Annotated in this window: 13 protein-coding genes; 5 read left to right on the plus strand and 8 right to left on the minus strand. The window is 72.1% G+C overall.

Annotated elements, in window-relative coordinates:
- Positions 1-19 precede the first annotated feature (19 nt).
- Positions 20-1,093 carry a succinyl-diaminopimelate desuccinylase gene (gene dapE / locus EV371_RS29230; protein ID WP_130464881.1) on the minus strand — a complete coding sequence of 358 codons (1,074 nt, stop codon included), beginning with the start codon at positions 1,091-1,093 and terminating at the stop codon, positions 20-22.
- A 116-nt stretch (positions 1,094-1,209) separates the two neighbouring features.
- Between dapE and dapD the strand changes: the two genes are divergently transcribed.
- On the plus strand, positions 1,210-2,163 hold the full coding sequence (gene dapD, locus EV371_RS29235; protein WP_130464882.1) for a 2,3,4,5-tetrahydropyridine-2,6-dicarboxylate N-succinyltransferase: 954 nt from the start codon (positions 1,210-1,212) through the stop codon (positions 2,161-2,163).
- An 8-nt stretch (positions 2,164-2,171) separates the two neighbouring features.
- Here dapD and EV371_RS29240 read toward each other — a convergent pair whose 3' ends face one another.
- The 3 genes from EV371_RS29240 to EV371_RS29250 all read right to left on the minus strand — a co-directional run bounded on the left by EV371_RS29240 (position 2,172) and on the right by EV371_RS29250 (position 6,820).
- Positions 2,172-5,315 carry a bifunctional diguanylate cyclase/phosphodiesterase gene (locus EV371_RS29240; protein ID WP_130464883.1) on the minus strand — a complete coding sequence of 1,048 codons (3,144 nt, stop codon included), beginning with the start codon at positions 5,313-5,315 and terminating at the stop codon, positions 2,172-2,174.
- Positions 5,316-5,496: 181 nt separating this feature from the next.
- Positions 5,497-6,144 carry a nucleoside/nucleotide kinase family protein gene (locus tag EV371_RS29245; protein WP_130464884.1) on the minus strand — a complete coding sequence of 216 codons (648 nt, stop codon included), beginning with the start codon at positions 6,142-6,144 and terminating at the stop codon, positions 5,497-5,499.
- A 7-nt stretch (positions 6,145-6,151) separates the two neighbouring features.
- Complete coding sequence (locus EV371_RS29250) at positions 6,152-6,820, minus strand: SIMPL domain-containing protein (RefSeq protein ID WP_130464885.1); 669 nt, start codon at positions 6,818-6,820, stop codon at positions 6,152-6,154.
- 144 nt (positions 6,821-6,964) lie between these two features.
- Between EV371_RS29250 and EV371_RS29255 the strand changes: the two genes are divergently transcribed.
- Positions 6,965-7,396: a hypothetical protein gene (locus tag EV371_RS29255; protein WP_130464886.1), complete on the plus strand. Its 432-nt coding sequence runs from the start codon at positions 6,965-6,967 to the stop codon at positions 7,394-7,396.
- Positions 7,393-8,262: a tetratricopeptide repeat protein gene (locus EV371_RS29260; RefSeq protein WP_130464887.1), complete on the plus strand. Its 870-nt coding sequence runs from the start codon at positions 7,393-7,395 to the stop codon at positions 8,260-8,262. The genes EV371_RS29255 and EV371_RS29260 overlap by 4 nt, the downstream gene beginning before the upstream one ends.
- Positions 8,263-8,343: 81 nt before the next feature.
- Here EV371_RS29260 and EV371_RS29265 read toward each other — a convergent pair whose 3' ends face one another.
- Positions 8,344-9,318 (minus strand): glycoside hydrolase family 6 protein, encoded by a 975-nt coding sequence (locus EV371_RS29265; RefSeq protein WP_130464888.1) that lies wholly within the window; start codon positions 9,316-9,318, stop codon positions 8,344-8,346.
- 477 nt (positions 9,319-9,795) lie between these two features.
- Here EV371_RS29265 and EV371_RS29270 point away from each other — a divergent pair, with 477 nt between their 5' ends.
- Positions 9,796-10,809: a LacI family DNA-binding transcriptional regulator gene (locus EV371_RS29270; protein WP_207230639.1), complete on the plus strand. Its 1,014-nt coding sequence runs from the start codon at positions 9,796-9,798 to the stop codon at positions 10,807-10,809.
- A 42-nt stretch (positions 10,810-10,851) separates the two neighbouring features.
- On the opposite strand, the gene dapC is transcribed toward EV371_RS29270, so the two are convergent.
- Positions 10,852-11,928 (minus strand): succinyldiaminopimelate transaminase, encoded by a 1,077-nt coding sequence (gene dapC, locus EV371_RS29275; RefSeq protein WP_130464889.1) that lies wholly within the window; start codon positions 11,926-11,928, stop codon positions 10,852-10,854.
- A 62-nt stretch (positions 11,929-11,990) separates the two neighbouring features.
- On the minus strand, positions 11,991-12,314 hold the full coding sequence (gene fdxA, locus EV371_RS29280) for a ferredoxin (RefSeq protein WP_130464890.1): 324 nt from the start codon (positions 12,312-12,314) through the stop codon (positions 11,991-11,993).
- A gap of 79 nt (positions 12,315-12,393) precedes the next feature.
- Between fdxA and EV371_RS29285 the strand changes: the two genes are divergently transcribed.
- A complete protein-coding gene (locus EV371_RS29285; RefSeq protein WP_130464891.1) occupies positions 12,394-13,509 on the plus strand; it encodes a GNAT family N-acetyltransferase in 1,116 nt (371 codons plus the stop codon).
- 24 nt (positions 13,510-13,533) lie between these two features.
- Here EV371_RS29285 and EV371_RS29290 read toward each other — a convergent pair whose 3' ends face one another.
- The gene (locus EV371_RS29290) at positions 13,534-13,998 is read right to left on the minus strand and encodes a hypothetical protein (protein ID WP_130464892.1); all 465 of its coding nucleotides are present in this window, start codon (positions 13,996-13,998) and stop codon (positions 13,534-13,536) included.
- Between the last annotated feature and the right edge of the window lie 110 nt (positions 13,999-14,108).

Consider the following 14,108-nt stretch of genomic DNA (forward strand, 5'->3'; position numbering starts at 1 on the left):
GACCCGCGAGGCGCGGGACTCAGTGCGAGGCGAGCCAGCGGTGCAGGGTCGCCGCGCCGTCCCGGATCTTGCCGATCTCGACGTGCTCGTGCGGGGCGTGCGCCAGATTGGGATCGCCCGGCCCGAAGTTGAGCGCCGGGATGCCCAGCGCGGCGAACCGCGACACGTCCGTCCAGCCGAGCTTCCCGATCGGGTCCGCCCCGACCGCCGCCAGGAACTCCCGGGCCGGTGCCGCGGTCAGCCCCGGCAGCGCACCCGGCGCCGAGTCCGTCACCCGGACCTGGTAGCCGTCGAAGATCTCGCGTACGTGCGCCTCCGCCTCCTCGGCCGTCCGGTCCGGGGCGAACCGGTAGTTCACCTCCATCTCGCAGAGGTCCGGTACCACGTTCCCGGCCACCCCGCCGCTGATCCGCACCGCGTTCATCCCCTCGCGGTACACGCAGCCGTCGATGGTCACCATGCGGGCCTGGTACGCCGCCAGCCGGTTGATCGCCTCGCCGATGCCGTGGATCGCGTTCACCCCGTTCCAGGATCGGGCCGAGTGCGCCCGCCGGCCGATCGCGCTGACGACCGCCCGCATGGTGCCCTGGCAACCCGCCTCGACCACCCCGTGCGTCGGCTCCAGCAGCACCGCGAAGTCGGCCGCCAGCCACTCAGGGTGTGCCTGCGCGACCAGGGTCAGCCCGTTGTAGCGGGACTCGATCTCCTCCGCCTCGTAGAAGAAGTAGGTCACGTCGTACCGGGGCTCGGGCACGCTCACCGCCAGGTGCAGCGCGTACGCCACCCCGGACTTCATGTCGGAGGTGCCGCAGCCGTAGATCAGGTCGCCCTGCACGCTGGACGGGAAGTTGTTGTTCAACGGCACCGTGTCCAGGTGCCCGGCCAGCACCACCCGCTGGGCCCGGCCCAGCTCCGTACGGGCCATGATCGTGTTGCTGTGTCGCGCCACGGTCAGGTGCGGGACGTTCCGGAGCACCTCCTCGACGCAGTCCGCGATCTCCTTCTCGTTGCGCGAGACGGACTCGATGTCGACCAGGGTCCGGGTCAACGCCACCGGATCGGCCAACACCTCGGGGGTGAGCGGGTTCTCCATGGTGGGAGACGGTACCGTCAGGGTCGTATCGGCGGGATGCGTCCGAGGCTCGGGAATGACGTTCCACACGCACGGCCGAGCCGAGGTCCCAGACGGATGACGGAGAGGTAGACCCGGTGACGACCGCACAGCCCGCCTGGGGGATCGGAGTGGCCACGCTCGCCGGAGACCAGGTGCTCGACACGTGGTATCCGACCGGCAAGCTCGGCCTGGGCCCGTCGCCACTGGTCGCGGGCGAGGACGGCGACGTGCTCGACCTGCCGCCGGGCGCGATCGGCGAGCGGGCGCTGCCGGGGCTGCGTACCGCCGTGGTCGTCACCGAGATCGGCTCGCTGGCCGACCCGATCAAGGACGCCGCCGACGCGTACCTCCGGTTGCACCTCCTCTCCCACCGCCTGGTCCGGCCCAACGAGCTGAACCTCGACGGCATCTTCGGGGTGCTGGCCAACGTCGCCTGGACCTCGGCCGGCCCGTGCCCGCCGGAGCGGGTCGACGAGCTGCGGGTGCTGGAGCGGGGCGCCGGCCGGCACCTGGCGGTCTACGGGGTGGACAAGTTCCCCCGGATGACCGACTACGTCGTCCCGTCCGGGGTCCGGATCGCCGACGCCGACCGGGTGCGCCTCGGCGCGCACCTTGCCAGCGGCACCACGGTCATGCACGAGGGCTTCTGCAACTTCAACGCCGGCACGCTGGGCGCCTCGATGGTGGAGGGCCGGATCGTCGCCGGGGTGGTGGTCGGGGACGGCTCCGACATCGGCGCCGGCGCCTCGATCATGGGTACCCTCTCCGGCGGCGGCAAGGAGAAGGTCCGGATCGGCGAGCGAAGCCTGCTCGGCGCCAACGCCGGGATCGGGATCTCGCTCGGTGACGACTGCGTGGTCGAGGCGGGCTGCTACATCACGGCCGGCTCGAAGGTGACCCTGCCGGACGGCCGAGTGGTCAAGGCCCGCGAGCTGTCCGGGGTCGACGGGCTGCTGTTCTGGCGCAACTCGGTGACCGGCGCGCTGGAGGCGAAGCCGCGTACCGGCCGGGGCATCGAGCTGAACGCCGCCCTGCACACCAACGACTGAACGGAGCGTCACTCGGCGGACGGGTGCGGTTTCGGCAGCGCGCCGGGGGCGACCGCGTCGCCGAGCCAGCGCAGCACGTCGTAGTCCGGCAACGGTCGGGCGAAGAGGTAGCCCTGCCCGGATGCGCAGCCCATGTCGAGCAGGATGGTCCGGACCGCCTCCGTCTCCACCCCCTCGGCGATGATGTCCAGGCCGAGGGTGCCGGCCAACCGGATGATCCCCTCGACCAGCAGCCGCTGCCGCCGCGACGACGCCACGGTCTCGGTGAACGAACGGTCGATCTTGAGCACGTCCGCCGGCATCTGCTGGAGATAGCTCAACGAGGAAAACCCGGTGCCGAAATCGTCGATGGCGACCCGCAGCCCGAGGGCACGCAGCTCGGCCAGCTCGGCCCAGACCGGCTCCTGGTCCCGGAGCAGCAGGCTCTCGGTGATCTCCAGCATCACCCCGTCCGGCGGTACGTCGGCGGCGGCCAGCGCCGCGCGTACCGTGCCGACGAAGCCCGGCGTACGCAGCTGCCGGGCCGAGACGTTGATGCTGACGTACGGCGCAGCCGTCTCGCCCCGCTCCGCGCGCCACCGGGCCACCGCACCGGTCGCCTGGCGCAGCACGTAGTCCCCGATCGGCTCGATCAGCCCGGTCTCCTCGGCCAGCCCGATGAACAGCTCGGGCGGCACCGGGCCCCGGGCCGGATGGTGCCACCGGGCCAGCGCCTCGAAGCCGACCACCACCCCGGTCCGCATGTCGACGATCGGCTGGTAGTCGACCGAGAAGCTGAGCTTCTGCACCGCCTCGGTCAGCGCGGCCCGCAGTTCCAGCCGCTCCACGATCGCGGTGTGCAGCTCGGACTGATAGCGGCACCAGCGCCCTTTGCCGGCCCCCTTGGCGACATAGAGTGCCAGGTCGGCGCGTTGCAGCAGCTCACCCGCGTCGGTGGCGTCGGCCGTGGTGGCCACCCCGACGCTGACCGAGCCGTTGACCACGGTGTCGCCGACCCCGAGCGGTTCGGCGAGCGCCCGGACCAGCTGGTCGGCCACCTGCTCGACCTGCTCCGGGTCGACCGCGTCCGGGATCAGCACGGCGAACTCGTCGCCGCCGAGCCGGGCCACCAGGTCGTTCGGTCCGACGATCTCCCGCAGCCGCTGCCCGGCGGCGATCAGCAGTGCGTCGCCGATCGCGTGCCCGTGGGTGTCGTTGACCGCGGTGAACTCGTCGAGGTCGATGGAGAGCGTCCCCACGGTACGGTCACCGTCCCGGGCCTTCTCCACCGCCTCGTACACCTGGTCCTGGTAGGAGGCGCGGTTGGCCAGCCCGGTCAGCGAGTCGTGCACCGACCGGTGGGACAGCTCCTGCTCCAGGCGGACCCGTTCGGTGATGTCCCGCAGCGTCAGCACGAAGCCGCGGACGGTCCGGTCCCCGCGCAGGTCCCGGCAGGTCACTTCGAGCTGCACCCGCTGCCCGTCGGGTCGGCGTACGCTCCAGCCGACCCCTCGGCGGTCCGCTTCGGCGAGTGCCGTGTCGAGCAGCCCGGGGACCGGTAGCTGGTCCTCGGAGGAGAGCACGGTGTCCAGGTCGGTGCAGTCGGCCGGCTCGACTCCGAGCACGGTTCGGATCGACGGGCTGGCGTACCGGACCCGCCGGTCGTCGCCGACGATCAGGATCACGTCCGCGGCGTTCTGCACCAGGCTGCGGAAGTACGCCTCGCTGTCCCGGCGGTTGATCTCCTGAGCCAGGCTGATCCGCTCCAGCGCCATCGCCGCCTGTGCCGCCAGCACTTCCAGCGAGTCCCGCAGCGTCGGCAGCAGCCGGCTGTCGGCGGCCACCAGCAGCACACCGACCCGGGGAGCGCCGCGCGCCGCACCGTCGCCCCGGCCGTCGCCGACCAGCGGGCAGAGCGCCACGGTCTCGAAGCCGCGCAGCTGCTCGGCCAGCGCGGGTTGCAGGGTCCGGACCCGCAGCAGCCGGCTGCGCCGGGCCGCGGCGGGGGTCGGGGCCGGGTAGAAGGGTGCCGGGGTGGCCATCCCCGGGCCCCAGATGCTGGTGGTGGCCGCCGGCACCCCGTCGGTGTGGTTGATCGTGAAGACCATCCGGTGCGCGGACTGCCGGGGAACCAGCCGGGCCACCGCGGTCCGTACCGCCCGGCGTACCTCGGCGGGGCCGGTCGCGGCCACCAGTTCGGCGCCGGACTGCCGCAGGCTCCGCTCCCGGGCCACCGCCTGCCGGTGCCCGTCCACCGCGTCGCCGAGCCGGGTCAGCACCAGGGCGAAGATCACCCCGCCGACCACGGCGATCACCGCGCCGTCCCGGACGTCACCGTTGACCACCTCGAACAGCAGCACCGCCGGGGCGAGGGTCGCGGCGGCACCCAGCAGGACCAGCCGGGCCTTGTCGATCTCGCTGTCCGGTGGCGCGGCCGGCTCGGTCAGCGTCGCCATCGACGGGTGCAGCGCGGCGGCGCCCCAGCCGATGTAGAAGCCGAGCCAACCCAGCTCGATCGGGCCGCCCGGCCGCCAGTCGCCGCGCAGCAGCGCGGCGCCGTAGCCGAGGTCCGAGAGGAGCATCCCGGCCGCCCCCGCGGCCAGCAACAGCCCGGCGACGCTGCCCCGCGAGGTCACCGCCACCCGTACGGCGGTGGCCAGCAGCAGCACGTCGAGCAGGGCGTACGCGGCCAGCACCGACTGCTCGAACGTGGTCGGTCCCGGACCGACCAGGTAGGGGCGGATCACCAGTACCCAGAGCAGGAAGGCACCGGCGGTGGTGAAGATCAGGAAGTCGAGGAGTCCGGACCGGTCCCGGGCCCCGGTGCTGGAGCGGGTCAGCCCGAGCAGCCCGGCACCGACGAACGGCACCATCACCAGGTAGAAGAGGTCCGAGACGAGCCCGGAGCTGGCCGGGGAGTCGCCGAGCGGCAGGTTCGCGGCGAGCAGGTAGACGGTGTCGCCGGCGGCGAACACCCCGAGGGCGGCGACGAAGAGCCACCAGGCGTACGCCCGCTCCGGCCGGTACCGGCGGACTCCGACGGCCACGGCCGCCATGCTGGCCAGCCCGAACGCGGCGGTCACCACGGGGCGCGGCACCGGCAGGGCGAAGAAACCGACCATCAGCGCGGCGTTCGCCCCGGCGTACCCGGCCAACAGTTTCCGAACTGACACGGCTCTCCTGCCGATCGTCGCTGCTGCCGATCGTCGCCGGCGCCACTGGTCGAAACAGCCTCGCCGATCGGTCTACCAGTCCTCGATGCGCTTCGCCATCACCCCGGCGGGTAGTGGTATCGGCCGATGGGCAGTGAGCAAACCGGACCCTACGGCAACCGGCCGGATCGGAGGCGCTACGTCACGCCGGATTGGACGGTGCGATCCGGACGACGAGATCGGCCCGATCGATCGTGCCGGCGATCAGTTCCGCGTTGCGCTGGTCGGTGCCCCGGGCCCGGGCCGCCGCCTCCAGCGGCTCCCGGCCGAACGCGAGGTGTCGCTCGGTCAGCCGGTGCAGCCGTTCGGTCTCGTCGAGGTCGAGGAACCACACCTCGTCGAGGAGGTCACGTACCTCGCCCCAGGGCGGGTCCGGCACCAGCAGGTAGTTGCCCTCCACCACCACCAGCGGCACCGACGGCGGGACCGGGATCGCCCCGGCGATCGGCTCCTCCAGTTCCCGCCGGAACTCGGGCGCGTACACCGTTTCGGTGCCGGCCCGCAGCCGGCGCAACAGCGCGACGAAGCCGGCCGCGTCGAAGGTGTCGGGCGCGCCCTTGCGGGCGTGCCGGCCGAGCCGGCGCAGTTCGGCCTCGGCCAGGTGGAAGCCGTCCATCGGCACCAGTTCGGCGACGCCGCCGAGCGCCGTTACCAGCAGTCCGGCCAGGGTCGACTTTCCGGCCGCCGGCGCGCCGGTGATGCCGAGCAGCCTGCGCGGACCGGTCGACGCCAGCGCGCGGGCCCGGGCGACCAACCGGTCCAGGGTGTGCGGGGACGGTTCGGGAGGCACCGGCGAACTATCCCACCCCACCGGCCGTGAGTCGTGGCGGGCTGATCGCGAACCGGGCCTCGACGGCGGCGTGCACGGTCTGCACCCGCGGGTCGAGTTCGAGTTCCGGCGGCGCACCGCCGGCCGCACCGTAGCCCACGGTGTGTGCGGCCCGGGTCATCATCAGCGGCTGCTCGGTCAGCCCGGAGTCGGCGAGGTGCAGCAGGGCGGTCACCTCGGCGCCGAGCGCGTCGGCGTACTCCCGGGCCCGGCTGATCGCCTCCGCGACGGCGGCCCGGCGCGCGTCCCGGTGCACCTGGCTGTCCGGCCGCAGCGACCACCACGGCCCGGCGACGGTGGTCTGGTCCTGGTCGGCGAGCCGGAGCATCAACTCGCCGAGCACCCCGAAGTCGGCCACCGTGACGGTGGTGGTGGCGCTGCCGGCGTAGCCGGTCACCTTCTCTTCGGAGCGCTTGAGCTCGGGGCGTACCCACAGGTCACCGGTCTCCCGGCGCTCGATGGCGTCGCCGTAACCGTCGATCAGCGCCCGGACCGCCGCGGAGCGTTCGGCGAGCCGGGCCAGCGCGGCCGGCCGGTTGCGGTCCCGGGCGGCGACCGTCACCGAGAACCGGGCGATCTCCGGCGGAACCTCCCGGACCACCTCGCCCCGCACCAGTACGAAGGGTTGCTCCGTCATCCGCCCACCCTAGTCGGCGTGCGGCGTGGCGCCAGATCCTCCGGGCCGCCCCGGGGCGGCTGCGCCCGTGATCTCGGCCAACGGTCACTCCTGGACGGTCACTATGCTGTGCCGACGCCTCCGACCGGCAGAGAGGGGAGCCTGATGCAGGACGAGCTGTTCAGCCCGACGATCCAGGAGCGACCCGCGCCCGCCAAACCGCCATGGCGCCCCGAGTCGATCCTGTACCCCGCCTTCTTCGGCGGCCCGCTGGCCGCGGCCGCGCTGGGCTTGCTCAATGGCACGCGGCTGGGACTCTCCGGCCGCCGCCTGCTCGCCATCGGCGCGGCCGGGCTGGTGGGTTTCGGCGCGCGGCTCGCGGTGAGCGCGGCCGTCGACGGCAACTCCACGGTACGACTGGCCGGCATGGTCGCCGGCGCCCTCGTCTGGCTGGTGGTACTCCTCTTCCAGCGTGCGCCGTTCCGGATCTACACCTACCGCGGCGGCGAACCCGCCGGCCTGGTCGGCCCCGGCCTCGCCGCCGCGATCGGTTTCGGTGTGCTGGAGGCCATTCTCATCCTGGTGCTGGCCCGATGACGGCACCGTCGCCGGTCCTGGCCCGGGCCGAGGCCCTGTTGCTGGCGGACCGGCCGCAGGAGGCGCTGGCGGAGCTGTCCCGGCTGCCCGCCGACGAGGCAGTCGACGTGACCGCGACCCGGCTGCGCTGCGCCGCGCTCGGCCACCTGGACCGCTGGTCCGAGGTGGTCGAGGCCGCGGGCGCCGGTCTGGCCGCCGCCGGGCCGGACCCCGACCTGCTCTGGCACCTGGGCCGGGCCGAGCACCGGCTCGGCCGTCCACAGGTCGCCGAGCGGGCACTGCTCGACGGACTGGCGCTGGCACCGCACGACGTCGACCTGCTCTGCACCTACGCCGACCTCTGCGCCGCCAACGGCCAGCCGGACAAGGCGGCGAAGCTCGTCGAGCGGGCCGCGGCCCTGGAGCCGGATTCGCCGGTCGTGTACGCCACACGCATCCAGGTGGCTTTCATCAGCGGTGACGACCGCACTGCCGAGCGGATCAGCCGCGAGTTCGTCGCCGCCCACCCGGAGCACCCGGCCGCGCACGCCCTACTCGGCGGCACCAGTGCCGCCCGCGGCCGACTCGGCACGGCGTACCAGGGCTACCGTCAAGCCGCCGCCTCGATGCCCACCGAGCAGACGTTCGCCGAGTCCGCGCTGGAACTCAGGATCGCGCAGCACCCGCTGATGCTGCCGGTACGGCCGGTGCTGCGCTTCGGTGTGCTGAAGGTCTGGCTGGGCGCCATCGCCGTGATCTTCGGGCTGCGCGCGGCCGGTCTACCCGCGTTCGCAGCGGTGGCCGGGCTGCTGTGGCTGCTGTTCTGCGTCTACTCCTGGATCGTGCCGCCGCTGGTGCGACGCTGGCTCCGCCGCAACTGGCGCTGAGGAGCCGAGCCGACCGCGCGATCTCGCTGGTGTGCCCGCCGGCGAACCGGCTGGTCTGGTGATCGTCGGGTGTCGCCCAGCTCAGTACCCGAAAATCATCTTGTAGGCCACCTCGGGTAGGAACTGCCCGGCGGTGGAGCCGGCTCCGACCCCGCAGTTGCCGTCGGACTCTCCCGGCACCTTGAGCCACAGCAGCATCTCGGCACCGCCTCCGAGCTGGCTCGGCGTGCCGATCCTGCGGCCGGCCGGGTTGCACCACTGACCGTTGGAGCCGTTGCCGTTGCGACTGGTGTCGATCACGTAGGGCTTGGTGTATCCGAAGTTGTTCCGCAGCGTGGCGGAGACCGAGTTGCCGTAGTTGGTGTTCTCGCCGGTGGTGAAGTAGTTGGATACGTTGAGCGCGAAGCCGCGGGCGTTGGCGACGCCGGCCATGTTGAGGCGTTGTGCCATGGTGCGGGCGTCGACCCAGCCGGGATTGCCGGCGTCGAGGTAGGCCCACGTGTTCGGCGCTCTGGTTCGGAACTGGTTGGCGGCGCGGGCGAGCATGCCGACGCGGTCGTTGATCTGCGACTGGTTCATGCAGTTGAAGTCGCCCAGGGAGTCTGGTTCGAGGACCACAACGGCGGGCCGGTTGCCGATGGCGCTGGCGAAGGCCGCGATCCATGCGTCGTAGGCGGCGACGCTGCCGGCACCACCACCGGAGTGTCCGCCGCAGGCGTCCCTGCCGGGGAGGTTGTAGGCCACGAGCAGGGGCAGTTTGTCGACGGCGTCCGCGGCCCCGACGTAGTTGCCGACTGCCGTGGTGATGTTGCCACTCCAGTTGCCGAACCAGGAGGCCATCGGCTTCTGGGCGATCTCGGTTCTGATCGCGTTGGCGCGTCCGTCGCCAGGGTTGGCGGCGACCCACGACGCAGGGCTGGATTGCGGGTTGACGTAGAAGCCGCTGGTCTGGCTGATCGGATCGGCGTGGGCGGCCGACGGGCCGAAGAGGATCGTCGGGGTCGCCACCGCCAGCACGGTGGAAAGCACGAGCAGCGGACGGGTGGGTCGTCTCATCGCGAGTCTCCTAGGGCGTTGAGAGGTGCGTCGACGTGAACTGGTGCCGCGTGTCTGGCCCTGCGGTTGCGCGATCCCGACCCGCCGGATCCACCTCCACCCGTCGGACCACCGCGGTCCCGCAGGTTGACCAATGCTGGAAGCGCTTCCAGCACATGACATCTAAGACTATCGATTCCATCGTCGATATGTGGCGAGCAAAAGTCAAGGTTGCTCCCCAAACCATCGCATCCTGCGTACTCCGTCGGGTGGTTAAGACTGGAAGCGCTTCCAGGTTTGGCATCGGGCACACCGGCGGCGTTGGACTCGGTCGATCCGGCGTGCGGAGCATCGACCGGCTTCCACCTACCCGAGGCCGATACCATCTACCGGCGACGTCGGCACCGCCGGTGGTCCCGTTGGCGCCGACCGAGCCACGCCGGGTGCCCTCGTCGCCGGCCTGCCCCCGACACTAGGCACGAAGGACGCGGCATCGAGATGGCAACAGACACCACCCGGCGCCAGCCCACGCTCGACGAGGTGGCCGCGCGCGCCGGTGTGTCCCGCTCTGCCGCGTCCCGGGTCCTCAACAAGGCGCCGCACGTCAGTCGCGCCACCCGCGACGCCGTCGAGCGGGCCATCAAGGAGCTGGGGTACCTGCCCAACCGCACCGCTCGGGCCCTGGCCACCCGGCAGACCGGGATCGTCGCGCTTGCCATCTCCCACGACGATCCCGAGCTGTTCGCCGACCCGTTCTTCGGTCAGGTCATCGTCGGTGTCTCCTCGGCGCTTGAGGAGACCGACCTACATCTGTTGTTGTGCCTGGCCAGTTCCGGTCGTGGCCGGTCCCGGCTGACGAACCTGCTGAACACGCGGGGCGTCGACGGCATCATGTTGATGGCGCTACGCGGAGACGATCCGCTGACCCACATCGTGCGCCGAGCCGGCCTGCCGGCCGTGTACGGCGGTCGGCCGCTGCATTTCACGCCGCAGTGGTACGTCGACTCCGACAACCTCGGTGGGGCACGGCTGGCCACCGAGCACCTCATCGGCCTCGGCCGCACCCGGATAGTCACCGTCACCGGCGAGCTGGGCACCGAGGTCGGCGCAGCCCGCTACCGCGGATACCGGGAGGCGATGATCATGGCGGGCCTGACTCCGTACGGCATGGCGGAAGGCGACTTCACCGAGGCCAGCGGCGCGACGGCGATGACAACGCTGCTCGACGACCACCCGGATCTGGATGCCGTCTTCGCGGCCAGCGACAACATGGCGGCCGGGGCCCTGCGCGTGCTGAGCGAGGCAGGTCGGTCCGTACCGGCGGACGTAGCGGTCGTGGGCTTCGACGATCTGGGAATAGCCGAACGAACCAACCCACCATTGACCACGGTCCATCAATCGATCCAGTCCCTGGGGAAGGAGATGACTCGGGTACTCATCGAGTTGATCGCGGGACGGGAGACCGCGTCCCTGATCCTTCCCACGAGACTGGTACGCCGGGACTCCGCATGATCGGGTTACCGCGGAAGCCGGCCCCGCCCCCGGCGCCGGCGGTCAGCGGAGCAGCCGCTCCGCGGCGGTGGCCACCCGCTCGTCGGTCGCGGTGAGCGCGACCCGGACGTGCCGGTCGCCGGCCGGGCCGTAGAAGGCACCGGGCGCGACCAGGATGCCGCGCCGGGCGAGCCAGTCCACCGTCGCCCAGCAGTCCTCACCCCGGCTGGCCCAGAGATAGAGCCCCGCCGTGGAGTGGGTGATCTCGAAACCGGCCTTGACCAGCGCGTCGCGCAGCACCTCGCGCCGGGCCGAGTATCGGGTGCGCTGCTCGACGACATGTGCCTCGTCGCCCAGTGCCGCGACCATCGCCGCCTGCACCGGAGCCGGCACGATCATCCCGGCGTGCTTGCGCACCGCAAGCAGGTTGCCGACGATGCTCGGGTCACCGGCGACGAACCCGGCCCGGTAGCCCGCCAGGTTGGAGCGCTTGGAAAGCGAGTGCACGGCCAGCAGGTTGGCGTGATCGGCGCCGGAGACCGCCGGGTCCAGGATCGAGGTCGGCGTCTCCTCCCAGCCCAGCGAGAGGTAGCACTCGTCGCTGGCCACCACGACGCCGCGTTCGCGGGCCCAGCCCACCACCTTGCGGAGGTGCTCCGGTGGCAGGACCCGGCCGGTCGGGTTGGACGGCGAGTTGACCCAGAGCAGGCGTACCCGGGGGTCGGGGCCGAGCGCGGTGAGCGCGTCGGCCCGGACCACCTCGGCGCCGGCCAGCCGGGCCCCGACCTCGTACGTCGGATAGCAGACCCGGGGGATCACCACCACGTCGCCGGGACCGACCCCGAGCAGGGTCGGCAGCCACCCGACCAGTTCCTTGGAGCCGATGGTCGGCAGCACGCCGACGGTCTCCGGGTCGGCACCGCAGGACCTGGCCAGCCACCCGGCGATCGCGGCACGCAGTGCCGGCGAGCCGGCGGTCAGGGGATAGCCGGGCGCATCCGAGGCCGCCGCCAGGGCCGCCCGGATCGACGCGGGCACCGGATCGACCGGGGTACCCACGGAGAGGTCGACGATCCCGTCCGGGTGCCGTCGGGCCAGCGCCTTTGCCGGCTCCAGCAGGTCCCACGGAAAGTCGGGCAGGTTGCCGGTACGGCCGGAGCCGGCCGTACCGGGCCCGCGACCGGTGGCCGGTGTCGGGCCGCTCAGTGCTCACCTCGCGGCGGCTGCGCCGCGACGAAGGGGGTGTCCTTCTCCACCTTGCCGATCTTGGCGGCTCCCCCGGGCGAACCGAGATCCTCGAAGAACTCGTAGTTGGCGGTGGTGTAGTCCTTCCACTGCTCCGGCACGTCGTCTTCGTAGAAGATCGCTTCTACCGGGCAGACCGGCTCGCACGCCCCGCAGTCGACACACTCGTCGGGGTGGATGTAGAGCATCCGGTTGCCCTCGTAGATGCAGTCGACCGGGCACTCCTCGATGCACGCTTTGTCGAGCACATCCACGCACGGCTCGGCGATGATGTAGGTCACCGATCTTCTCCTCCGCAAGCCACGCCGCGATCGACCGCGACGGTAAGAGCCTAGTATGTCGCCGGGGAGGGGGTCGATCGTGCTCGGACGCCGCGATGTGGGACACCGGATCGTCGTCCGCCGGATCGTCGGAAACCAGAGCGGACGCACCCTTTTCAGCGACGCCCTCGGCGAACTGGTCGAGCTGACCGAGACCCATCTCACGCTGGCCACCGCGAACGGGCCGCTGCGGGTGCCGCTGGGTGAGGTGCATCGGGCCAAGCGGGTGCCGCCGGCCCGGCGCCCGAACGCGGCGGCGGTGGTCGACCTCGAACTCGCCTCGGACGAGGCCTGGCCCGCCCCGGTACGCGGACGGCTCGGTGACTGGCTGCTGCGTGCCGCCGACGGCTGGTCCGGGCGGGCCAACAGCGCACTGCCGGTCGGTGACCCGGACCGGCCGCTCGAAGCGGCGATCGACGCGGTCCAGCGCTGGTACGCCGAACGCCACCGGCCGGCGATGATCAACGTACCGCTCCCACTGGCCGCGCCGGTCGGGGCGGCGCTGGACATGCGCGGCTGGTCGGCCCGGCCGCTGGTACTCGTGCAGACCGCGCCGCTGACGGCGATCCTGGACGCCGTCCCGGTCCGGCCGGACCTGCCGGTGCCGGCGCTGACCGGGGTGCCCGCACCGGAATGGTTCGACCTGGCCACCCGGCGCAAGGCGAAACAGGCCCTGCGGTACGCCCGGCTCGACGGCGACACCACGGCCTCACCCGGCGCCACCGTCTCACCGGGCGATGCCGGCCCGCCCCCGGACGGCGACGCTCCGGCCGAGCTGCCGGCCGCCGCCCGGCACATCCTCACCGCCGTGCGACAGGTCCGCTTCGCCCACCTGTACGCCGCGCCGCCCGCGGGGCGCACCGGCGCGGCCACGGATCCTGCGGGCTACGGAGCCGAACTGATCGCGGCGGCCCGGGGCACGATCACCGGTCAGGGCCGCTGGCTGGGGCTGAGCCTGATCGAGGTGGTCCCGTCGGCCCGGCGGCAGGGGCTGGCCCAGCACCTGATCCGGGCGCTGGCGGAATGGGCGGCCGGACTCGGCGCCACCCGGGCCTTCCTCCAGGTCGAGGAGCGCAACGAGGCCGCGGTCTCGCTCTACCGGCGGCTCGGCTTCACCACCCACCACACCTACCAGACCCGGGTCGCGCCGCGCTGACCCGGCCGCTGGCGGTGCCGGAGGTCAGCGGCGGACGACCCGGCGGGGCTTGGACTGCTTCGCCTCGGCGAACCGCTTGAGCGACTGCGACCGGTGGTCCCAGCCGAGCGCCGTGAGCAGCAGGTAGCCGACGAGTACGCCGCCGAGGGTGAAGCCGGAGTAGAGCCAGATCTGCGAGAAGAACGCCCCGGCCCCCGCGGCGAACGGCTGGCTGCCGCTGATGAACGGTCCGACGAAAATGGTCAGCAGCATCGCGATCAGCACGGCGAGGGCCATCTCCCCACCCCAGTCGGGCAGCGGACGGCGTTGCCCGCGGACGAACGCGAGGGTGGCCAGGATCACGCCGATCGCGGCGAACATGCCCAGTGAGATCCGGTCCTGCACCCCGGTGTTGTCACCGAAACCGAACCGGGCCACCAGGCGGGCCGCGACGTTGATCCCGAACAGCACGCCTGCGAGTACTCCGACCGGCAGCCAACGCTCCTTCATCGCACGTCCTTATGGCCTCTGGGCCCCACCCGTCCGGGGGCTTCTTGCCACAGAGTTCTACCACCCGTGCCGCAGTGGATCCACGGCGCGAGGTGGCGGGCGCCGAGCAG

It is taken from the genome of Plantactinospora sp. CNZ321 (assembly GCF_004217235.1).

Excerpts from the sequence above, each read along its gene's own strand:
- EV371_RS29265 (WP_130464888.1), bottom strand. The coding sequence starts at position 9,318 with ATGAGACGACCCACCCGTCCGCTGCTCGTGCTTTCCACCGTGCTGGCG.
- EV371_RS29270 (WP_207230639.1), top strand. The coding sequence starts at position 9,796 with ATGGCAACAGACACCACCCGGCGCCAGCCCACGCTCGACGAGGTGGCC.
- EV371_RS29260 (WP_130464887.1), top strand. The coding sequence starts at position 7,393 with ATGACGGCACCGTCGCCGGTCCTGGCCCGGGCCGAGGCCCTGTTGCTG.
- dapE (WP_130464881.1), bottom strand. The coding sequence starts at position 1,093 with ATGGAGAACCCGCTCACCCCCGAGGTGTTGGCCGATCCGGTGGCGTTG.
- EV371_RS29255 (WP_130464886.1), top strand. The coding sequence starts at position 6,965 with ATGCAGGACGAGCTGTTCAGCCCGACGATCCAGGAGCGACCCGCGCCC.
- EV371_RS29250 (WP_130464885.1), bottom strand. The coding sequence starts at position 6,820 with ATGACGGAGCAACCCTTCGTACTGGTGCGGGGCGAGGTGGTCCGGGAG.
- EV371_RS29290 (WP_130464892.1), bottom strand. The coding sequence starts at position 13,998 with ATGAAGGAGCGTTGGCTGCCGGTCGGAGTACTCGCAGGCGTGCTGTTC.